29 protein-coding genes are annotated in these 19960 nt (G+C 28.3%); 26 read left to right on the top strand and 3 right to left on the bottom strand.

Features of this window, described 5'->3' with window-relative positions; translation table 11 throughout:
- The first annotated feature begins 38 nt into the window (after positions 1-38).
- From BN1865_RS03765 to BN1865_RS03810, 11 genes are all read left to right on the top strand, one after another.
- Entirely contained in the window at positions 39-854 is an 816-nt protein-coding gene (locus BN1865_RS03765; RefSeq protein ID WP_050635931.1) for a histidinol-phosphatase, read from the top strand.
- An 8-nt stretch (positions 855-862) separates the two neighbouring features.
- Entirely contained in the window at positions 863-1510 is a 648-nt protein-coding gene (locus BN1865_RS03770; protein WP_050635932.1) for an acetyltransferase, read from the top strand.
- A gap of 238 nt (positions 1511-1748) precedes the next feature.
- Positions 1749-2441, top strand: coding sequence for an aspartate/glutamate racemase family protein (locus tag BN1865_RS03775; protein WP_050635933.1), 693 nt, complete (start codon positions 1749-1751; stop codon positions 2439-2441).
- Positions 2442-2547: 106 nt separating this feature from the next.
- Positions 2548-3177 (top strand): CatA-like O-acetyltransferase, encoded by a 630-nt coding sequence (locus BN1865_RS03780; RefSeq protein ID WP_050635934.1) that lies wholly within the window; start codon positions 2548-2550, stop codon positions 3175-3177.
- A 51-nt stretch (positions 3178-3228) separates the two neighbouring features.
- Positions 3229-3594 (top strand): Imm1 family immunity protein, encoded by a 366-nt coding sequence (locus tag BN1865_RS03785; RefSeq protein WP_050635935.1) that lies wholly within the window; start codon positions 3229-3231, stop codon positions 3592-3594.
- 145 nt (positions 3595-3739) lie between these two features.
- Positions 3740-3826: a helix-turn-helix domain-containing protein gene (locus tag BN1865_RS18695; RefSeq protein ID WP_255351755.1), complete on the top strand. Its 87-nt coding sequence runs from the start codon at positions 3740-3742 to the stop codon at positions 3824-3826.
- 952 nt (positions 3827-4778) lie between these two features.
- Complete coding sequence (locus BN1865_RS03790) at positions 4779-5417, top strand: type III toxin-antitoxin system ToxN/AbiQ family toxin (protein ID WP_050635936.1); 639 nt, start codon at positions 4779-4781, stop codon at positions 5415-5417.
- A 125-nt stretch (positions 5418-5542) separates the two neighbouring features.
- Entirely contained in the window at positions 5543-5782 is a 240-nt protein-coding gene (locus BN1865_RS03795) for a hypothetical protein (protein WP_050635937.1), read from the top strand.
- A 27-nt stretch (positions 5783-5809) separates the two neighbouring features.
- Positions 5810-6259 (top strand): hypothetical protein, encoded by a 450-nt coding sequence (locus BN1865_RS03800; RefSeq protein WP_050635938.1) that lies wholly within the window; start codon positions 5810-5812, stop codon positions 6257-6259.
- Positions 6256-6504 carry a hypothetical protein gene (locus BN1865_RS03805; protein ID WP_050635939.1) on the top strand — a complete coding sequence of 83 codons (249 nt, stop codon included), beginning with the start codon at positions 6256-6258 and terminating at the stop codon, positions 6502-6504. The genes BN1865_RS03800 and BN1865_RS03805 overlap by 4 nt, the downstream gene beginning before the upstream one ends.
- Before the next feature lie 314 nt (positions 6505-6818).
- Positions 6819-7880 (top strand): hypothetical protein, encoded by a 1062-nt coding sequence (locus tag BN1865_RS03810; RefSeq protein WP_050635940.1) that lies wholly within the window; start codon positions 6819-6821, stop codon positions 7878-7880.
- Positions 7881-8002: 122 nt separating this feature from the next.
- On the opposite strand, the gene BN1865_RS03815 is transcribed toward BN1865_RS03810, so the two are convergent.
- Positions 8003-8623: a GNAT family N-acetyltransferase gene (locus BN1865_RS03815; protein ID WP_050635941.1), complete on the bottom strand. Its 621-nt coding sequence runs from the start codon at positions 8621-8623 to the stop codon at positions 8003-8005.
- An 83-nt stretch (positions 8624-8706) separates the two neighbouring features.
- On the opposite strand from BN1865_RS03815, the gene BN1865_RS03820 reads away from it, so the two are divergent.
- The 4 genes from BN1865_RS03820 to BN1865_RS03835 all read left to right on the top strand — a co-directional run bounded on the left by BN1865_RS03820 (position 8707) and on the right by BN1865_RS03835 (position 11397).
- Positions 8707-9525, top strand: a complete 819-nt coding sequence (locus tag BN1865_RS03820) for a MerR family transcriptional regulator (protein WP_050635942.1) — start codon at positions 8707-8709, stop codon at positions 9523-9525.
- A 327-nt stretch (positions 9526-9852) separates the two neighbouring features.
- Positions 9853-10485, top strand: a complete 633-nt coding sequence (locus BN1865_RS03825; RefSeq protein ID WP_050635943.1) for a hypothetical protein — start codon at positions 9853-9855, stop codon at positions 10483-10485.
- Positions 10486-10640: 155 nt separating this feature from the next.
- A complete protein-coding gene (locus BN1865_RS03830) occupies positions 10641-10979 on the top strand; it encodes a TfoX/Sxy family protein (protein WP_050635944.1) in 339 nt (112 codons plus the stop codon).
- A 46-nt stretch (positions 10980-11025) separates the two neighbouring features.
- A complete protein-coding gene (locus BN1865_RS03835; RefSeq protein WP_050635945.1) occupies positions 11026-11397 on the top strand; it encodes a hypothetical protein in 372 nt (123 codons plus the stop codon).
- A gap of 303 nt (positions 11398-11700) precedes the next feature.
- Here BN1865_RS03835 and BN1865_RS03840 read toward each other — a convergent pair whose 3' ends face one another.
- Positions 11701-12531 (bottom strand): PTS sugar transporter subunit IIA, encoded by an 831-nt coding sequence (locus BN1865_RS03840; protein ID WP_050635946.1) that lies wholly within the window; start codon positions 12529-12531, stop codon positions 11701-11703.
- Positions 12512-12769, bottom strand: a complete 258-nt coding sequence (locus tag BN1865_RS03845) for a PRD domain-containing protein (protein WP_050635947.1) — start codon at positions 12767-12769, stop codon at positions 12512-12514. The genes BN1865_RS03840 and BN1865_RS03845 overlap by 20 nt, the downstream gene beginning before the upstream one ends.
- A 524-nt stretch (positions 12770-13293) precedes the next feature.
- On the opposite strand from BN1865_RS03845, the gene BN1865_RS03850 reads away from it, so the two are divergent.
- From BN1865_RS03850 to BN1865_RS03895, 11 genes are all read left to right on the top strand, one after another.
- Positions 13294-13710 carry a DUF3788 domain-containing protein gene (locus tag BN1865_RS03850; protein ID WP_050635948.1) on the top strand — a complete coding sequence of 139 codons (417 nt, stop codon included), beginning with the start codon at positions 13294-13296 and terminating at the stop codon, positions 13708-13710.
- The gene (locus tag BN1865_RS03855) at positions 13710-14318 is read left to right on the top strand and encodes a hypothetical protein (RefSeq protein WP_232780316.1); all 609 of its coding nucleotides are present in this window, start codon (positions 13710-13712) and stop codon (positions 14316-14318) included. Before BN1865_RS03850 ends, BN1865_RS03855 begins: the two co-directional genes overlap by 1 nt.
- Before the next feature lie 132 nt (positions 14319-14450).
- The gene (locus BN1865_RS03860) at positions 14451-14690 is read left to right on the top strand and encodes a hypothetical protein (RefSeq protein WP_050635949.1); all 240 of its coding nucleotides are present in this window, start codon (positions 14451-14453) and stop codon (positions 14688-14690) included.
- The gene (locus tag BN1865_RS03865) at positions 14665-14904 is read left to right on the top strand and encodes a GNAT family N-acetyltransferase (RefSeq protein ID WP_050635950.1); all 240 of its coding nucleotides are present in this window, start codon (positions 14665-14667) and stop codon (positions 14902-14904) included. The genes BN1865_RS03860 and BN1865_RS03865 overlap by 26 nt, the downstream gene beginning before the upstream one ends.
- Before the next feature lie 31 nt (positions 14905-14935).
- Complete coding sequence (locus tag BN1865_RS03870; RefSeq protein ID WP_050635951.1) at positions 14936-15346, top strand: TIGR04076 family protein; 411 nt, start codon at positions 14936-14938, stop codon at positions 15344-15346.
- A 47-nt stretch (positions 15347-15393) separates the two neighbouring features.
- A complete protein-coding gene (locus tag BN1865_RS03875) occupies positions 15394-15738 on the top strand; it encodes a DUF3784 domain-containing protein (RefSeq protein WP_050635952.1) in 345 nt (114 codons plus the stop codon).
- A gap of 220 nt (positions 15739-15958) precedes the next feature.
- Positions 15959-16870, top strand: coding sequence for an alpha/beta hydrolase (locus tag BN1865_RS03880; protein ID WP_050635953.1), 912 nt, complete (start codon positions 15959-15961; stop codon positions 16868-16870).
- A gap of 372 nt (positions 16871-17242) precedes the next feature.
- Entirely contained in the window at positions 17243-17845 is a 603-nt protein-coding gene (locus tag BN1865_RS03885) for an acyltransferase family protein (protein ID WP_050635954.1), read from the top strand.
- 16 nt (positions 17846-17861) lie between these two features.
- The gene (locus BN1865_RS18280) at positions 17862-18182 is read left to right on the top strand and encodes a hypothetical protein (RefSeq protein WP_157844075.1); all 321 of its coding nucleotides are present in this window, start codon (positions 17862-17864) and stop codon (positions 18180-18182) included.
- A 224-nt stretch (positions 18183-18406) separates the two neighbouring features.
- A complete protein-coding gene (locus BN1865_RS03890) occupies positions 18407-18862 on the top strand; it encodes a VOC family protein (RefSeq protein WP_050635955.1) in 456 nt (151 codons plus the stop codon).
- Between the two features lie 235 nt (positions 18863-19097).
- A complete protein-coding gene (locus BN1865_RS03895; protein WP_050635956.1) occupies positions 19098-19607 on the top strand; it encodes a hypothetical protein in 510 nt (169 codons plus the stop codon).
- Positions 19608-19960 lie beyond the last annotated feature (353 nt).

A 19960-nucleotide genomic window follows, 5' to 3' on the forward strand; every position in this document is an offset into this window, starting at 1 on the left:
TAAGATTATTGGTTTTATTATAATAAGGAGGTAGTGTTATGGGAAAACAATTATTTAACCTGCATACACATACACAACGATGTGGGCATGCAGATGGAACGGATATTCAGTATATCCATAGTGCCATTGATGCTGGATTAAAAATTTTAGGATTTAGTGAGCATATTCCTTTTGAAGAAATTAGGATTTCTGGAGCCCGTATGTTTATCGAACAAAAAGATGAGTATATCGCCAGTATTAAAAAACTAAAAAAACAATTTGAACACGAGATTGATATAAAAGTTGGTTTTGAAATAGAATATCTAGAAGATCATCTTGACTATTTAAAGGAAGTTCGAAAAGAATGTGATTATATGATACTAGGACAACATCTTCAATATATTTCTGATAGTAAAGGTATCTATGATTATGACTGTTATTGTTCTAATGAAGATGTTTTAACATATGTTGAACAGATTGAAACTGCTTTACAACATAATCTAGTAACTTATATTGCCCATCCTGATTATTTTATGCAGGGGAGAAGAGTATTTTCAAAAGAATGTGAGGAAGCAGCTCATCGAATTGCTAAAGCTAGTTTAAAATATGATATTCCTTTAGAAGTTAATTTAAATGGTTTTCGTTATGGAAAAAAAACATATGAAATTTATAATCGACCAGGTATTTATGAGGAACGATATACTTACCCATTTAGAGAGTTCTGGGAAATTATTTCATCATATGGATGTAAAGTTCTTTATGGTTATGATGCACACTCACCAATAGCATTTTTAGAGAAAAATAGATATATCACAGCTAATGAAATACTTAAAGATATTCCATTGAATTTTATAGAAAATATTAAATTGAAATAGGTAAACAGATGAAAAAATTATTAATATGGGGTGCGGGAGATCAAGGAACTGTAACATTAAATTGTGCAATAGCAATGAATGAATATGAGCAAATTGATTTCTTGGATTTTAAGGAAAAAGGACATCGAGAAATTCCTGGATTCATAATTTATGAAGAAGGAAAAGAGGATATATATCAAATATTCAAAAAATATGATGAAGTCATTGTAGCTACAGGTGATAACAATTTAAGAGAGAAAAAAGTATTACAGTTAATAGAAATGAATATTCAGCTTGCAACAATTATTCATCCAACAGCAATAATAAGTCCATACGCTAAAATCTCATTAGGATGTACAATTTTAGCTTATACTGCTATCAATATAAATGCATGCATTGGTATGGGATGTATTGTGAATACAGGAGCAATTATTGAACATGATTGTATTATAAAAAACTTTGTAAACATATGTCCAGCAGTTGCGATGGCAGGTCATGTTATAATTGGTAATAAAACATTTCTGGGAATTGGCAGTACAATCATTGATGATGTAACAATTGGCGAAAATGTAACAATTGGTGCTGGGGCTACTGTTATTGCAAATATCCCTGATAATAGTGTTGCTGTAGGTGTTCCAGCAGAAGTTATCAAGAAAAAGAAGAATAAAACCTCATGATATTTCGACTTGATCAATTGGGGAGATTTAAAAGAAGATTAAACTAACCAACAATTAGTACACACAAAGCAGTCAGTCAATAGGATTGATTGCTTTTGTAAAAAAATTTAGTTAAAGTCGACGGGAGAGTTTTATTAAATCTCATTTAATTATGGAGTATTCATGCTATAATGTAATTAATAAATAAGAATTTTTCTAAGTGGATTTCATTATAAAAAATTGGGGGAGGAATTAAAACATGAAAACAATTGGTTTAATAGGTGGAATGAGTTGGGAAAGCACAGTTCCATATTACCAGATTATCAACGAAGAAGTTAAAAATAAACTTGGAGGTCTTCATTCTGCAAAGATTATTCTTTACAGTGTAGAATTTGATGAAATTGAGAAATGTCAATCAAGTGGAAACTGGGAAAAAAGTGGTAATATTCTTGGTAAGGCTGCACAGAGCTTAGAAGCTGCCGGAGCAGATTTCATTCTGATTTGTACCAATACGATGCATAAAGTAGCACCACAAATTTCCTCAATGATTCACATACCTATCATCCATATCGCAGATGCTACAGCGGATGAACTTCAAAATAATCAAATTGAAAAAGTCGGATTACTCGGTACAAAGTATACGATGACACAGGATTTTTATAAAAAGAAATTAATTGATAGGGGAATAGACGTTATCATTCCAGATGACACTGATATTGATGTTATTAATGATATTATTTTCCATGAACTCTGTTTAGGGAAAATAAAGGAAGAGTCACGTATAAAATTCAAAAAAATAATAGAGCACCTAAAGAAAAAAGGAGCAACTGGTGTTATTCTTGGCTGTACAGAAATTGGGCTACTTATTCATCAATCAGATTCTTCTCTTCCTGTATACGATACTACGCTGATACATGCAAAAAAGGCGGCTGAAATAGCGTTGGATAGCTAAAAATATAATTAATAAAGGAAGTACAAATTTCAGTTTGTAGAAGTTATAAAGAGTAGTAAGAAATTTCAGTTTAATTAGAAAAATTAGAATTTGGAGGGTTGAACAGATGGTAAATAAGTATAAGGTCATTGATGAAAAAACATGGAACAGAGCAATGCATTGCATGATTTTTAGAAATAGTATCGAACCATCATTTTGTGTAACATTTGAAATAGATATCACAAGATTTAAACGTATGGTAAAAAATCAAGGTGTTTCTTTTACCATAGCTATGGTATATGCAGTCTGTAAATGTGCAAATGAAATAGAAGCATTTCGTTATAGATTTGTTGATGGCCAAGTCGTTTTATTTGATAAAATAGATACTGCATTCACTTATCTTAACCAAGAAACTGAACTTTTTAAGGTGGTAAATGTTCGCATGATAGATGATTTTAAAGAATATTGTGAGTTGGCTGAAAAAGCAGCAAAGGAGCAAAAGGAATATTTTACAGGTCCATTAGGAAATGATGTATTTCAATGTTCTCCTATGCCTTGGATAACCTACACACATATTTCTCATACCAATTCTGGGAATAAAGATAATGCAACACCTCTTTTTGATTGGGGAAAATATTATGAGAAAGATGGAAAAACTATAATACCAATATCAGTACAAGTACATCATTCTTTTGTGGATGGTATACATATCGGACAGTTTGCAGATAAACTTCAAGATTTTTTTGATAGATTTTAGCCTATAACGTTATGAAAAGGATGATAAAATTAGAATTTTAAGGAGAACAATATGATAGTTGTAAGTACAGATACAGGTGATTTTTCTTTTCAATCAGCAGATGATGTATTAAGGTTCATACAAACATCAGTACAAGAAAACATTGAGCTATGGATTAGTGGGAAGCAGTCATATCCCTGTATATCTGTTTGTATTAACGGAGAATATGCAGCTATCTATTATTTTCAAAATGATATAGGTGATATGTGGTTGTCCTATAATGAGGGAAATCAAGAAGAAGTCACTTTTACAGTTGCTGGGGAAGAATGGACGCCAGATGTCAATGCAATTATTAGTTTAAACAGTGCGTTTTCTTGCATTAATGAATTTTGTGCTACTTATGAAAGACCTTCTTGTATTCAGTGGCAAGAGTTATAAATTCCAGTTTAATCGAATGATAAACAAAAGCAATGTTAAAAAACTTTGACAAACATCTAAAGGACTTTGATAGAAATCAGTGAATAGGTATTATATAATTTTACTGAAAAGGATCAGATAAACGAAAATAAACTTAGGAAAAAATATTTTAGAATTAAGAAAACAAATGCATTTATCACAAGAAAAGCTAGGAGAAAAGGTTGGAGTAACAAGACAGACTATTTCAAATTGAGAATTAGAACAAACAACCCCAGACACGCATCAATTAATTGCATTAGCAAAAGCTTTAAATGTAAGTATTGATACTCTTGTAGATAATGATATTCATAATTTGCTGGAACAAAAAGTGAATCATGTAGAATTAGAAATTGTTAAGAACAACAAACTCTTAAAAATTTCAATAATTGTTTTAACGATAATTGTTATTATCTTGATTCTAGCGTTTATCTCTTTGGCATAGTGGTAAGAGAAGATGAAAAAGACAAGATTAAGCAGAAATGTGAAAGTATTTATTGCTATCATTGTGGCAGTTTCTATTGGTAGTTTTTTTACAGATATTTTATATTAAATAGATGCAAACGAATGGATTGCTAGAAGTATTGGATGTATTATCTGTGTGATTGTTGGATTATTATTTAATCGTTTTTGGTTATCAGACAGAAGTAAATAATCAATATACAAATTTCTAATTCATTAGATAAATTAGAATAAAAAATCCCTTCTAAGAATTGGAAGGGAAAAGATTTTTTGATTTGTTGTGTTCGTTTGATTTATTGTAGAAATAAAGACAATTCTATAGTTAATCCAATATGTTGTAAATATTGTAATCTATTACATCAATTCATATATAGTGGCTTAAGAGAAATCCTCTACAAAATCCTCTTCATTTATAAGAGACAATGAGTTAACTGTACTGTATAAGGCTTGATGTATAAACATCACATATAAGAGCATAACTTAATATGTAGGCTGTTTCAAAAATGATGAAAATAGATGTAGTTGAAAAATATATTTACTTCCATATTAGAAATATGTATTAAAAAATCGGAGGACCATAGCCTGAGTTGGAACTACTAAATCGGAGAACCATAGCCTAAGTTGGATGAAACAAATTATAAACAGGGATGAAGCATTTAGGCTTTCCCTGTTTTTCATTATATATAGATAAAAGGAGAAGTAAGAATATGAAAAATCCTGAGTATTTAGCATATGTTTACTCTCTAGATAATAATATAGTAAATACAAAAAATACAATAGGGATTGCAATTCGGTTGAATGAGATGATTTATTATTTGCCTATTGATTCTGCTAATGACTCTGATTATGACGAAAATCATAATTTGAGGAAAACAACACCAACTATTTTGCGCATGTTTGATATGAAAACACAAGAGTATTTAGGAAAATGCTTATTTTCAAATATGTTTGCAATTCCATATAAAGATTTGATTTCAGTTGAATTAAATGATTTTAAAGATTTTGAAGTCAAACTTGCAGAAAAGAAACTTGAATATTTAAGAACTCAAATGAATAGAATCATGAAATCAGCCGATAGACTTTATAATCAAAAAAAGAAAAGATATAACCAAGGATATTTACGTGTAACTGTCGATTTTCAAAAATTAGAAATCGCATCACAGAATTGGAAAATAGATAAGTACGGGAAACACTATAATCGTTTTCCAGATTCTCAGTATTTTTTAACAAATCCAAATACAGAAGGAATTACTGAATATTTTCTAATGAATAAACATAAGAAAATTGCAAAGATAATGTATGATAATTCAAAACAAACTGTAGCAAAAATAGTTGTGAGTTATTAGAGATTGAATATACTCCTCTAGAATGCTTCTCTCATGGGAATATAACTGTTACAGGAATTACAGAGTGGTTTAGAGGCCGAGGTATACCAGCGTGGAGAGATGGGTTAGATGACTTCCTAGATAATATGGGCATTCAAAATAAAGATATTTTATTAAATAAAGCATTTGGCCTATCAGTGTCTGACCAATATTGGATGAACCCAACTCATATAATTATGGATTGGAAAGATATTAATTTCTTTGAAAATGATTTCAATAGTTCTGATTATGAAATTGCAATATTTGAAAATAAGATACTTGATCATAAACAAATAGATCTTTATTCTCCGAATAATACGTTTGACGGTATGCTAAAGAAAACATAGTTTGTTGGAGAAGATAGAAAACGATATATGCTTAAAGGGTCATATAGAGAAAGCGGAATGGAACCTTTCAATGAGGTATTAGCAAGTATGATATGTGAGGTTGTTGGACTGGATCATGTAGAGTATACGATTGAAGTAATACACGGTAAGGTGTTATCAAAGTATGAATGCTTTATCGATACAAATACAGAACTGTTATCAGCGTATTCAATATTGCACTATCATGAGGTGGATATAAGACCTATGAATCAATATGTGTATGAAAGTTATGTAAAGATTTTAAAATCTAAAGGATTAGAAAATGTTGAATCTTGTTTAGCTAAAATGTTTGTTCTTGATTATTTAATGGCAAATGTAGATAGACACCTTGGTAATTTTGGGATTATTAGAAATGTTGAAACATTGAAATGGGTAAAGATTGCACCTAATTTTGATAGTGGTCAGGCATTGTTTTCACAAAAAAAGTATATGAAATGAATTTCAATAATGCCACTGGAAGATTTTTTAATAAAAACGATATTGATTTTGAAATTATTATCGAAAAAATAATTAAAAATATAGATTTTGATATTGATTTTAATGCTTTATATGATGTGGCTAAAAAATGGAAAGATATGCTGATTTCAAATCAATATATATCTAAAATAAGTCCTGAAAGAATAGAAATAATTACTGACGGATTTAAACAAAGAGTTCGTAAATTAGAAAAAAATTTAAAATAGCTTGCAATGATAGCAGGGAACTAATATATGTCGATCATTGTGTGATACTATAAATAGTTATATAGAAAGAACATAGTGTCTAAGTCTGTGTAAGTGGAAATGAGCGCTGAGGTGGACACAAAAATGCTGAAAACTCTTATTTTATAAGAGTATGTTCATTATACCTATTGTTGGACAAGTGGAATAATTATGTCTATCAAGTATAGGTTAAAAAATCTTTATCTTATTTAAGTAAAAAGATATAATATATATACAGATGAAAGGTATTAAGCAAAAAATATTATAAAATTTTTTACTTAAATAGGATTAAATAAATGATTTTTACTTTTAATGTTAGAGATAATATTATTTGGGAGATAATAAGAAATCATTTTAATACAACCCCAGAAGAATTTAATAATGAAATTAATTTACATTTTGAAGAATTTTTGGATTATTTGAAGAATAGAAAGATAGAGTATAAACAACTTAAATCTGCGTTAATTCCAAATCGTGATAAAGATAAATATGAGTTGTTATTTTGTTTTGATACTAACATTAATCCAAAAATAAGTTGCTATGGACAACGAATTTTAGAATTAATATTTTCTTTATTAAATTCTAAAACAGTGCATAGTATACATACTGGTGATTTTATTATCGAAGATATATATCAAAGAAAAGCACATGAGTTGTTTTTTAATAACATAAAATATGTTAAAAAAAGCATTTGGATTTATTCGTCACAATACTATTTTGTTTATATTAATAATGTTACAAAAAGTGAGCGAAAACAATTATTGGAAGAATTACTACAAGAAGAGATGTATATAGGTTATTGTGATTTCACATTTAATAACGATTTGAAAGACTTGTTAGCTTATGTTTTAAGCTCAACATGTATAAAAAAGGGGAATAAAATATTATTTCCATGTGTATCTTTGGATGAGTGCTTTTATTCCTTTAAATATAAAGGATATATTGAGGTACCAATTGAACAAGAATTATATTTTTCTTTTTTAGATTACAAAATTGAATCTAGTTTAATATATGCAATTGATGTTAATGATTCAATAAATGCTGTTGTTCCTTTTTATATTGATATTACTACTGTAGATATTGAAATTGAATCTAATAAATTAGATTATCTTAAAATGAATAAAGCGAATATTATAAAGAGAAGTGGGATGGAAAATTTCAAAGAAGAGGATTTATGTAAACTATTAAAAGAAAAGATAAGACAAAATTATATTTATAATCTAGATTATGATGAATGGGGAAATGTGAGGTTTAATATTTTATTTGAAATTCTTTGTTTAGATAAAAAAATTAAAATGTTAGCAGCATTTAAGTACAATCCAAGAGATAATAAAATTAATTTGATTACTTTATTCTGAAATAAGTGGTAGGTAGTTGTATTTGTCTATCAAAATGAAGTAATAATTATATAAATTTCTAAGTTATTAGATTAAAAATAATAGACATGCAATCTGAATCAGAATGCATGTCTATTGTTTTCTTAACATCGATAGTCATAAATATAAAAATTCATTTTTGCTTGTTGTCCTTTGATGTTAAAAATATGTTCTTGCTCACAGCGACGAATCATTCCTTGATGTTCATAAAAACCATAGTTACAGCTTGTATCTGTAAACAAGTAAAACTCATTGATCCTTTGTTTGTTTAAGTATTCAAGCGCAGAGTTAAACAGATTCTTACCTACTCCTTTTCCTTGGCAAGAAGTATCAACAGCAAATAATGTAAGCTCGGCTGGATATGTTTTACCTGCATCAGCTAAAAGTTGTTTATCAATACCGTATACGTTTTCAAAGATTTTAGATACTTTTCTTCCCTCTTTAGAAAGATACAGCGATAAAATAGATTTCATCTGTTTTAATCTGTATTTTAGAGGACATTTATGAGTAGCGATATTTTTGACTAAAATAATTCCTATCGGTTTGTCGTTCAATAAAGCAACACGTGAAAACGTATAATTTGTTAAGCAACTGCTCAAAAATACTCTAGCTAATTTTACTGCTGTTTTAGGACTGCTAAATTCATCATAGTGCCATGTTTCACGGATAATGTTTCCTAAGATTTTAAAATCTTCTTTTTGATATTCTCTGAATGTAATTTTCATTTTCAATTCTCCTTGTCATTTCTTGTTACAATTTATATAATAATCTTTACAGTTACTGTAAAGTCAATAAGGAGATTTGAAAAATGAAAAAAAGTAATATCCAATTAACAACAGCTCAATTTGCAAAACTGCATGAAGTGAATAAACGAACTTTACATTATTATGATAATATTGGCCTTTTCTCCCCTGACACAAAAGGGGATAATGGATATAGATATTATGATTTATCACAAAGTATTGACTTTGAGTATATCCGTATGCTGAAAGAATTAAATATGAGTATCGAGGAAATTGAAGCATATTGTAAAAATCCTGCTGCTGACAGTTTCCTTAAAATTGCGGACATCAAAATAAAGGAAATTGATATAGAAATCCAAAAGTTGAAATCTATTAAAAAGATTTTGAATGTAAAGAAAGATAATCTAGCTCTCTGTGAAAACTTGCTAGAACAAGCGATTAGAGTTGAGGAACATCCATCTGAAAGCATTTTGATTACTCCTTATGATTTTTCAGAGGATAATATATCAGAGATATTTACTTATCTAAAAGATACATGGAGTATTGAACAAATTCGTATGGGGATTGGAGGATTTATTTCTCTTGATAAAGTTATCAATGAAGAATTTGAAAAGTATGACGGACTTTATACTCCTGCAATAAGTGGCTGTTCATCAGCGAAAAAGATAACTAAACCTAAAGGCAGATATTTGTGTGGTTACCAAAAAGGAACATGGGACAAGTTACCATGTATCTATAAAAAGATGATAGATTTTGCCAAGCAAAATAATTTGGCCCTTGTAGGTTATGCTTACGAGATGGGATTGAATGAATTTGCGATTTCAGATTTTTCGCAATATGTTACAAAGATTATGATTCAGATTAAAGATAACTCTCAAATTTAGGGTGATAGGTATTATGAAATGATTTTGATACTTTTGTATTAGGGAAAAGTTGACTTGTGGATTAATGATAAGGAGATATATCGTTGTAAGTTAGATTGATAATATTATAGAATTGATAAAATCTAAATTTGTTTATTGTCATATTGACGATAGAGCAATTTTAGATTCGTTAGTATTTCTATAAGGATACATTATATTGACAGTCATGTGATATGAGTAAGGCATCCCATTATCTGTGAAAATTTTCTCAATCACTTATAAAATTTGTAAAGACTTATATTTATTGATATAATTTAATCAATCAATTAGAGGTAGGAGACAAACATTATGGGTTTATTTAATTTTTTGAAAGAAGAAAAAGAAACAAAGAAAAACAATGTCATATCTCAAGAACCAGATACACCAATTCCGTTTGGAATGAAAATGTCTTGGTTGGTTTTGAAAGAAACCGATCCAAAAATAGTTCTTGATAAACTCGATTGCACTAATATCGAAAAGTGTAACTGGAATAGTGCATTTTCTTATATGCAAGATATGAAGAAAGTATTTGTAACGCCATGTTTTGATGGATATATCTTAGTACTTAATTTTGATTCACCCTTAGAAAATAAAGAATTATTACAGGAAATAGCAATGAAATTTGAAGAAATTCAGTTCTTTTCAACACATAGAGTTGTTGATTTATCATGTTGGGTAAAGTTCGTAGATGGGAAATTAGTACGCAGTTTTTATTATATTGGTGATCAAGGTGAAATTATATGGAACGAAGGTGCATTAACAAAAGAAGAACAAGAAATAGGCCTCACTTTATCATCATTTAATTTAGAAGAGTATGATCAAAATATATTATATCCTGATGAAGAGATTGTTGATGAACTTGCTGCAAAGTGGGGTATTAATCCGTTTTTAGATGAGTATCAAGAAACAAAATCAACAGGATTTTTATGTGATTTGAAGTAAATTTATTATGTTGAGCAAAGTTTCTTTATGATTAAAAGTAATTATTTATAAAATCTATACAGTGTAGACATTATCTATTTTTACTTATATACAGGGTATAAATGTATTTTAGATATGTCATAATGGAGTTAATAAATGAGAATTGAGGTAGAATTATGGCGTCAAGTAAAGATTATTTGGATTTTATTTTAGGGCAACTATCTGAATTAGAAGAAATTACATATCGTGCTATGATGGGAGAGTTTATTATCTATTATCGCAGTAAAATTGTTGGTGGTATCTATGATGATAGATTGCTTGTCAAACCAGTAAAATCAGCGATTAGTTATATGCCAACAGTTCTGTATGAGTTGCCTTATAAGGGAGCAAAAGAAATGTTGTTGGTAGATGAAGTTGATAATAAAGAATTTCTGGCAGGTTTATTTAATGCTATGTATGAGGAATTACCAGAACCAAAACCGAAAAAGAAAAAATTGACAAGTTCCAGTTTGTAGAAGTCATAAAAAGTAGAAAGAATGAGAATTTGAAAGAGAGAAGATTATGAAAAAATATTTGAGTATCTTGTGTTTGTTAATATTAACTTTGTTATTAACAGCTTGTGGAGTATATTTTGAAGGTAGCCGAATAGGAAGTGATAATGAATTTGTGATGAACTTTAAGATGTTTAATACTGCCGACTCTCAACACTTAATCGTTGAAGAAGGAGAAACTATTCATGCAGAAATTATTGTTGAGAGCAGTAGCTTATCAATTAAGGTTCAGAAAGATAATGAGACACCTATTTATGAGGAGAACGATATCTGTTTAACTGATAAATTTGATATTGAAATTGAAGAGAGTGGAACGTATGTAGTTACAGTAACAGGAGAAAAAGCAAAAGGAAGTGTTAACTTCACAGTAGTTACTCATTAATAGATAAATCTAGAGTATGACAATATTAAAGAAACATTGACATATTTCCAAGGGGTTTTGGTAAAAGTAGTGAGATAAAAAAATTGGTGTAATAAGGTAACTTATTTCAAATTGGGAATTGGAACAAACAACACAAGACACTCTCATTGCATTATCAAAAACTTTAGATGTAGTATTTATATTTTGAAAAAAGACAACGATATAATTGATAAAAAGTGAGGAATGCCTAATATAAGTCAAAGGTCTTCCTCACTTGTTTTATATGTCCAATGATAGAATGGATAAAGTTACATAATTATATTATTAGTTTTCTAGATATTTAATAAATTCATTTAATGAATGAGATTTTATTAAATTTTGTATTTTCTCTTTATCTCCTAAAGCTCTTATAATACTTTCATAAATTTTCATGAATTTTTTACGGTCTTTTTGCTGAACAGCAATCATTAACACAATATGAATTTTTTTGTAATCCCGCTGCACGCCTTTTTTATTTACTAATACACAAAACATAGTCTGTTTAGCGATTAACTCTAATGGATGAGGAATAGCAAAAGTATCAAAGAAACAAGTAGAAGACATTTCTTCTCTTTTAAAAACAGATTCTACAAATCCTTCCTTAGCTAAACCAAAATCTATAATTTTTTGACCCATAAAACGTATGGCTTCTTCTTTTGATAAATAAGTATTCATATCAAAAAATAGATTTTCATGAAAATAGGAACGTAACATACTATTTTGTGCTTGTTTTTCTCGTTCAATAATATATTGATTAATAGCAGTATCAATCTTCAAATAATCTTCCTGTGTATAAAAAGGTGATATATGGATTATTTTTTTATCTATAAATGAAAGTTCTTTCGTAGTAATGATTAAATCAATCTTATCATTAAATTCATAATGAAATGGATTATCAGTTATAGAATCAATCTCAATAAGATGTGCATGATTTTTTATAATGTTATTTTTTATCTTATCCATTATATGATAATAGTCATCACAAATTAAAAGTATTTTTATTTTTTCAGTTGAAGCATTATAATTTTCAATTAAAAATCCAATATGAATACTTATGTAACCAATTTCTTGATCTTCGATAAGAATGTTATATTTATCATGTATTTTTTTTTGCAATCTGTACAGCCACATCATAAATAAAAGGACAGTTCTTCTTTATATTATCAAAGATATCATTATGAGCAATTTGACAATGACTCGCGCGTTTAATTAAATCATTAATATGTAAGGCAAAATTGTATAAGAAATCAGAAAAATCAATATTTAACATATAGTAATTGAAAACACTAAAAAGAATCTCATCGATTTCATTGATAAATTCTGAGGTGATAATTTCTGATGTAGGTTGATTCATAGAAATAGAAGTATCTATTGGCTTAATTTGTCCCCATAATAAAATCGCTATGCAATTTTCAAAAGCGTAGGTAGGATATTTGTTTTATGTGACAATTTTATTATAATGAAATTGATTTTGATTTATATTGTACTTTAAGATATTTAAATTCAAGCATAATCAATTTATTTATATTTAATTATTTCAAACATGATATAATAGATTTAGCAAAGTTAGAATTTATAGAGGTGTGATAATATGGCAATATGGATTGCCATAAGGTTTTCTATTTTATGTGTATGATATATTCTTTTTAAAGAAAGACAAGTAATAATACTAAAAGCAGTATAATAATGGATTATAAAGTAGATGATAAGTAACTTGATGTATTAAGTTTTATTTCTTTTATTTTTTAGGTATATGATAGGAAATAAAGAGATATTTATTTAAAACAAGGAATATAATTATAGATTTGCTTATTATTTTATATACAGCTAAAAAATTTATAAAAATAGCAGTTAAAAGAGTTGATAAAGGAGAAAATTATGCTAGATAAAATACCAAATACAGAACAAATGACAATTTTAGTTGGGGAATCATTATATGAAGTATGGAATAAATTATGTGATTTAATTGATGAGAAATATGATATGGATTGTCTATGGAATAAAGGTGGTAAGGCATGGGTATATGAATATAAATATCGACGTGGTGGTAAAACTTTATGTGCTTTATATGCCAGAGAGAATTGCATTGGTTTTATGGTTATCTTGGGTAAAGATGAACGTTTAAAATTTGAAAAAGATAGAGAAAATTACACTAGCGAAGTTCAAAATATTTATGATGAATCTAAAACTTATCACGATGGTAAATGGATGATGTTTGAGCCAGTAGATGTTTCTTTATTTAATGATTTTATGAGATTGTTGAGTATTAAAAGAAAGCCAAACAGGAGGACTTAATGGTGAAAGAAATCATTGATTTTATTGAAGAAAATGTAAATGGAAAGACTTTATTTACAAAGGAATTAGTATATAAATTAGAAAATGATAAATTGGAGGGAGTATACTCTGATCAAATTTCTTTCTCAAATTTTAAGTACTATCAAAGTGGATTTCAATTAGATATGTTTATTGTTTCTAATGAGAAGATATGGATTATGGGTACTGATCGTCAACGTGAGAAATTGCAAAAAGATTTTAGTGCTGTATCATTGTTTCGTTTTGAGATGGCTAAGCGTAAAAGTACAAATGCAATGACAGGTTGTTTTAGGATGATTTCTGCTTCTGGAAAAGATGTAGCTGCTGAAGCAGTGATTAGTGGCATTTATGATATTCACCTTGAAAATAACGTTTTAAAATTTTTAGAAGATCAAGTTTTGTATCGTGATCAGCCAATTCAAGATGGACGTTATAAGCCAGTAGCATTTCAATCAGAGCATCGCTTTTATTTACAAGATGGAAAATTACACTATGAATATGATGGAAAATGTTTTGATGTCGATATACAAACTATGCATCGTGTGAATAGTCCTGATATTTTCCCAACGTTTGTTTCAATAGAAAAATAATTAATAGGCATTGGTTTTATGAATTATTAAGGCTATATGATTTTATCTAAATAATGAATTCTATTATATGAATTATTTATAAAAAAAGAATAATCAGTTATGTAAAAAGTGAAAATTTATAAGGAGTCTATTATGTCAATGAAAATTGAGATGGGTTTAGAATGTGATATTGATAATTGGATGAATCTTGTATATAAAGTGAAAGACTACTTTCCAGGACTAGAAACAAAGGAAGCTTTGGATAATCATAAGAATACTGTTTTAGAGTTTATGAGTCAGAAATCTGCAATTTGTACTAAACATGATGATAAAATTATTGGTGTTTTATTATTCTCAATCGATAATAATGAACTCTGTTTTTTTGGCTGTTGATGAAAATTATCGTAGACAGCATATTGCAGACAATATGATATCTTATATGCTTACATTTATGGATGATAAAAAAGATGTCGTGGTTACTACATATCGTAAAGAAGTTCCTGAGGGAATAGCAGCAAGAGCTTTTTATAAGAGTTTAGGTTTTCAAGAAGGCCAGTTGACAGAAGAATTTGGAAGTCCTGTCCAGAAATTTGTATTAAAAAGATAACTAAATTATAAAAATAGAAAAGGGGAGTAGTATGAAACATGAGTGCAAAACAACAGTATTGGAAACCAAAGTTTTTTCAGATTATCAACAAAAATATCTTGCTAATCCCAAATCTGGACCTTGCCCTTGCTTTAAAGTAGGAGATACTTTTACCTTGAAAAGGACTCCAGAAAGAGATGATTTTTATCATTTAATGGATGGAAAGTTTTGTGGTGAAGCATGGGATGCAATTAGCAGATATGTTTATACAGCGCTACAGGGTGGAGCAATTATGCATAATTGGACAAATGATGATAGGATGATGATTGCTTGCTGTAATGATGGGACGAGACCTGTTATATTTAAAATAGAAAGAATTGATATTCCTGAAAGTATAGAGGAAAAAGAATGGTTAGATAAGCAGGATTTTTCTAACACTGAAGATAGTGCCTATACTGGATAATGAATAGAGAAGTATTATAACGACAAGATTTGTAAGAGGGTGATTTTATGGATATAGGAGATGTCATTATTTTTACTTTTTTGCTTATCGTATCTTTGATTGCTTTTATAATTAGCTTTTTTCAATTTAAAGAAAAGGGATTTTTATTTAATAATGCATACCTTTATGCTTCTAAAAAAGAGCGTGAAACAATGAATAAGAAATCTCATTATAGGCAATCAGCGATAGTTTTCCTTTTAATAGGAATAGCACTTTTGCTTCTTGCATTGGAGATTCTTTTTAAGGTTAGATGGCTGTATTCAGCAATAATGCTGATTATCGGTTGTCTAATGGTTTATGCTATAGGATCTTCAATTAATATTAGAAGAAAAAACAATGAGAATACACTTTAATTTATTGAATTTTACTTTTTCTAAATGATGAAAATTCATAGGAGAAACGTTCTGTTTTAAAAAAGGAATCACAATATAGTTATATAAGTAATCATTATGAATGGAAAGAACCATGGAAGGAAAAATTGTATACTGTATGGCAAAATGATAAATTTGATATACAGAAAAGATTGATAAAATAAATAATTATATTAATAAAATGAGCCGGGGTGAACAATAAATGAAATATAATATTTTACCAGAATTTAAAAGACATTCAAAAGATATTGTCCCTTTAAACCCAATCATATTAAAAATTGTCAATTTTATGATGCCAATTGTTCAAAAACAGAATTCTCCATTTGAAAATGAACTTGAAGTTGAAGAGATTAAGTTCAAATCCTGTACAGCACAGCTTATAAAACCAAAAGTAAAAAAGGACATTCCGTGTTTAGTGTATTTTCATGGAGGGGGTTTTGTATTAAAAGCATCTCAAACACACAAAAATCTTGTAAGGGAATATGCATATAAAGGAAATATGGCAGTGTTGTTTGTAGACTATAGACTGGCACCAAAATATAAATTTCCAATTCCAATGCAGGATTGCTATGAATCATATCTTTGGGCTGTTAGTAAATTTACAAAACAAAGGATTTATGTAGGTGGTGATAGTGCTGGAGGAAATTTAGCACTTGGAGTAACGAGAAAAGCTATAGAGAAAAACAATAGAATTCCAGATAAATTACTTTTAATATATCCAGTTGTTGATACAAGAATGATAACAAATTCCATGAAAGAGTTCACTGATACTCCTATTTGGAATGCAAAGCTGAATGCCAAAATGTGGGATTTATATACTAAAAAGAAAGATCGTCACAATATTTTAGTATCGCCTATAGAAGCAGATAATTTTTATGGATTTCCTGAATGTTATATTGAAACAGCAGAATTTGATTGTCTAAGAGATGAAGGAATAAATCTTGCTAATCACTTAAAGTTATCAGATGTTTCTGTGGAAATTGTGAATACAAAGGGAACAATTCATGGATTTGATGTAGAAGAAAAATCTGATTGTGTGCGTGAATGTATTCAAAAAAGAATTGTTTTTTTAAATAAAGGAATTGATACAAATTCTAATTTTAGTGAAAAGTGATAATCTAGATATGGATAATAAAGCATATTCTTTGGTTTTTAATAAAAGATGCTATTCGTTATGAAATCAAAAGCGGTAATGATAATATCACAAAGATTAATATATCTCGAATAGATCATGTTATATCTTTTTTAGGGAAACATATATTTGATGTCTTAAATATACAAATTACAGATTAAATCTATTTGTACACAATTTTTTTGAGAATATACTATACTCATAAGTGATGAATTGAGATAGCCTTAGTTGCTATCTTTTTTGAAATTATCTTATTCCTTTTGGTTAAAATAGTATTTTGTATATGGTTATGTTAAAATGAATATACATATAAATTATAATTTGTCCTAAAGATTATTTATATATGAGGTGAGTATGGAGAAAAAGAGAAAATATTATTTAGATTATTTAAGAATTATATCTATAGTACTATTATTTCCAGTTCATACATTGATGGTATGGAACGATTATGGGCAGAAGTTCTATGTTTGGGGTGGAGATAATAGAGTGTTAAGTAGTTTAATTATCTTAATTAATCCATGGTTTATGCCAATATTTTTTGTTATTGTAGGTATGTGTGCCAGATATTCCTTAGAAAATAGAACGACAAAGCAATTTATAGTTGAAAGAGTGAAAAAGTTGTTCGTTCCATTGGTAAGTGGGGTTATATTACTCGTACCTTTTCAAACATTTTTTGCAAGAAAATACTTCTATGGTTATAAAGGAACTATATTTGATAATATTATTTATTTCTTTACACGTTTTACAGATATGTCAGGTTATGATGGTGCATTTACACCTGAACAGTTGTGGTTTATTCTATTTCTTTTTTTATTTTCATTTATTGGGATTTTGAGTGCAAAGGTTATACCATACGATAAAGTCAAAAATAAGATTTCTAATATTAATATATATTGTTATTACGATGTTCATTCTTGTATGGGGAGGATATTATATAGGAAATTTTGGAGGATTTAGTTTAGGAAAGAATCTTGTGTTATATTTATTGGGATACTACATTTTAAGTAATGAGTGTGTATTAAGATTGCTTGAGAAGTATCGAAGTGTATTAATAATTATGTTTTGTAGTAGTTTATTTTTGCTTTTTATTACATATTACCAATATGCATATTATGGAGATGTATTGGTTAATTTTGTTGCATGGATAGGCAGTTGTGCATTGATTTCATTTGCAATGAAATATCTAAATAAGAGGACGAAATTATTGCATTATTTTAATAAAGCATCATTTCCAATATATATTACATTAATCCATATTAGTAGCAGTGGCATATTATACTTTACAATATGTTAATGATCTACCTTTACAAATAGGCATTATAATAGTTACAAGTTTTATTGGGACAATATTTTTATATGAGATAATAAAAAGGATTCCTTATGTTAGAGTACTGTTTGGAATAAAGTAATTGGTTTATTCAATATATGAGCATAATCTATGGTGCGTGAACTTCCAGTTTATAGTGTTTATACAGATAATAATGAAAATGAGAATTTTTACAAGAAGGAGGAATTAAAATGCTACCATATATTGATCATATCCATATCACAGTTGAAAATCTTGAGAGAGCAGAAGCCTTTTATGATAAACTATTGCCATTGCTTGGATTTGATCTTTCACTCAAAGAACATGATTCAGTGCCAGAACATCAATATGAAATTGTTGAGTATCATCACAATTGTTTGTCTATTGGGCTTGTTAATTCAAGAAAGCAGAATAAGAATGAAAAAGTCAATAGAAGAAAAGCAGGTGCATTACATCATCTTGCATTTCATGTTGATAGTCTAGAAGAAATTGATTCACTTTATCTTAAAATTAGAGATATTCCGTCTGTTATTGTTCATAAACCACAATATTATCCTGAATATTGTGATGATTATTATGCTTTATTTTTTAAGGATTCAGAAGGAATAGAATATGAATTAGTCAATTTCAATAGAAACAAATATTTTCCTCGAGTTGTGAAAGAATAAAGAAGATATTTGTCAATAAATCTTGAAAAAAGTTATAATAAGAGATATCAGACAAGCCTTATGGAGAACAGTGCTTTTGTCAAAAAGTATGGCTTAGATCAATTTATGAAACAACAAAAAATCAAGTACACTTGCTCTAAGTGCGGTAGAATCATTTCTATACAAGATGGAGAATGTAGCGAGTGTCAAGAAAAAATGACATAGATAAATTAGAATTTGTAAAGGAGATTTAGCTATGAGAATATTTAATAAATTGAGGAAGAAAAACAGTGGTTTGACAATAGAGGAAATTATATCTAAAGATTATAAACAAAAATATTTTAATGAATGTAAGTATATATGGAAAAATTATGTTCCCAAAGAGGGTCAAGCGAATAACTTGCAAGGCGAATTATTAAGAGAAATAGAAAAAATCCGTATTGAGGCACAAGATAATGGAAATATAAATTGGGATGATGATTATTCTTATTTTTGCGATTTTATTAGTGAAAGATTAACTGAACAATCAATATTTTCAGCGGTTGAAAAAGAAGAAATAACCTTAATAATGTCTTATATAAAAGAATGTGGGATTTATGCTCAGAAATTTAATAGTGGAAAAATATCGGAAAATAATGTTGATATAGAAAGAATTGCTTATGTCAATGATAATTTGTATGACATAATATGTGATAAAATAGGGCAATTACATAAAGAAAATATTTATCCTATACAATACGAAAAAAACGACAACATTAAAAGATAGATTCCAGTTTTACGTAATACTGAATATACAAAAGAACGTTGTGCGTAGGTCTGTGTAAGTGGAAATGAGCGATGGGGTGGACACACTTAGGTAACAAATCTAGAATTTTTACGCAAGGTTTGGCGTAACTTTTAGCGTAAAAAAATGCATTTGATAATATGTTGATATAGTACAAAAATTCATAACTAATTGATAAACAGAATAGATGATTTATAAATAAAAATATGACTTTTTTTTGTGAAAAGATTTAAGAAAAATATTTTTGATTTCTATGTTGATTTGGTGTTCAATTTTGAACATATTATGAAAATGGATACTGAAAATTGCTATTTAAAAATAATATTGACTAATTA

Origin of the sequence: Candidatus Stoquefichus sp. SB1, from assembly GCF_001244545.1 — a bacterium.
Lineage (GTDB): Bacteria > Bacillota_I > Bacilli_A > Erysipelotrichales > Coprobacillaceae > Stoquefichus.

Coding starts and splice junctions, on each gene's coding strand:
- BN1865_RS03765 (WP_050635931.1), top strand. CDS start 39: ATGGGAAAACAATTATTTAACCTGCATACACATACACAACGATGTGGG.
- BN1865_RS03770 (WP_050635932.1), top strand. CDS start 863: ATGAAAAAATTATTAATATGGGGTGCGGGAGATCAAGGAACTGTAACA.
- BN1865_RS03775 (WP_050635933.1), top strand. CDS start 1,749: ATGAAAACAATTGGTTTAATAGGTGGAATGAGTTGGGAAAGCACAGTT.
- BN1865_RS03780 (WP_050635934.1), top strand. CDS start 2,548: ATGGTAAATAAGTATAAGGTCATTGATGAAAAAACATGGAACAGAGCA.
- BN1865_RS03785 (WP_050635935.1), top strand. CDS start 3,229: ATGATAGTTGTAAGTACAGATACAGGTGATTTTTCTTTTCAATCAGCA.
- BN1865_RS03790 (WP_050635936.1), top strand. CDS start 4,779: ATGAAAAATCCTGAGTATTTAGCATATGTTTACTCTCTAGATAATAAT.
- BN1865_RS03795 (WP_050635937.1), top strand. CDS start 5,543: ATGGGCATTCAAAATAAAGATATTTTATTAAATAAAGCATTTGGCCTA.
- BN1865_RS03800 (WP_050635938.1), top strand. CDS start 5,810: ATGCTTAAAGGGTCATATAGAGAAAGCGGAATGGAACCTTTCAATGAG.
- BN1865_RS03805 (WP_050635939.1), top strand. CDS start 6,256: ATGAATTTCAATAATGCCACTGGAAGATTTTTTAATAAAAACGATATT.
- BN1865_RS03810 (WP_050635940.1), top strand. CDS start 6,819: ATGATTTTTACTTTTAATGTTAGAGATAATATTATTTGGGAGATAATA.
- BN1865_RS03815 (WP_050635941.1), bottom strand. CDS start 8,623: ATGAAAATTACATTCAGAGAATATCAAAAAGAAGATTTTAAAATCTTA.
- BN1865_RS03820 (WP_050635942.1), top strand. CDS start 8,707: ATGAAAAAAAGTAATATCCAATTAACAACAGCTCAATTTGCAAAACTG.
- BN1865_RS03825 (WP_050635943.1), top strand. CDS start 9,853: ATGGGTTTATTTAATTTTTTGAAAGAAGAAAAAGAAACAAAGAAAAAC.
- BN1865_RS03830 (WP_050635944.1), top strand. CDS start 10,641: ATGGCGTCAAGTAAAGATTATTTGGATTTTATTTTAGGGCAACTATCT.
- BN1865_RS03835 (WP_050635945.1), top strand. CDS start 11,026: ATGAAAAAATATTTGAGTATCTTGTGTTTGTTAATATTAACTTTGTTA.
- BN1865_RS03845 (WP_050635947.1), bottom strand. CDS start 12,769: ATGAATCAACCTACATCAGAAATTATCACCTCAGAATTTATCAATGAA.
- BN1865_RS03850 (WP_050635948.1), top strand. CDS start 13,294: ATGCTAGATAAAATACCAAATACAGAACAAATGACAATTTTAGTTGGG.
- BN1865_RS03855 (WP_232780316.1), top strand. CDS start 13,710: ATGGTGAAAGAAATCATTGATTTTATTGAAGAAAATGTAAATGGAAAG.
- BN1865_RS03860 (WP_050635949.1), top strand. CDS start 14,451: ATGTCAATGAAAATTGAGATGGGTTTAGAATGTGATATTGATAATTGG.
- BN1865_RS03865 (WP_050635950.1), top strand. CDS start 14,665: ATGAACTCTGTTTTTTTGGCTGTTGATGAAAATTATCGTAGACAGCAT.
- BN1865_RS03870 (WP_050635951.1), top strand. CDS start 14,936: ATGAAACATGAGTGCAAAACAACAGTATTGGAAACCAAAGTTTTTTCA.
- BN1865_RS03875 (WP_050635952.1), top strand. CDS start 15,394: ATGGATATAGGAGATGTCATTATTTTTACTTTTTTGCTTATCGTATCT.
- BN1865_RS03880 (WP_050635953.1), top strand. CDS start 15,959: ATGAAATATAATATTTTACCAGAATTTAAAAGACATTCAAAAGATATT.
- BN1865_RS03885 (WP_050635954.1), top strand. CDS start 17,243: ATGGAGAAAAAGAGAAAATATTATTTAGATTATTTAAGAATTATATCT.
- BN1865_RS03890 (WP_050635955.1), top strand. CDS start 18,407: ATGCTACCATATATTGATCATATCCATATCACAGTTGAAAATCTTGAG.
- BN1865_RS03895 (WP_050635956.1), top strand. CDS start 19,098: ATGAGAATATTTAATAAATTGAGGAAGAAAAACAGTGGTTTGACAATA.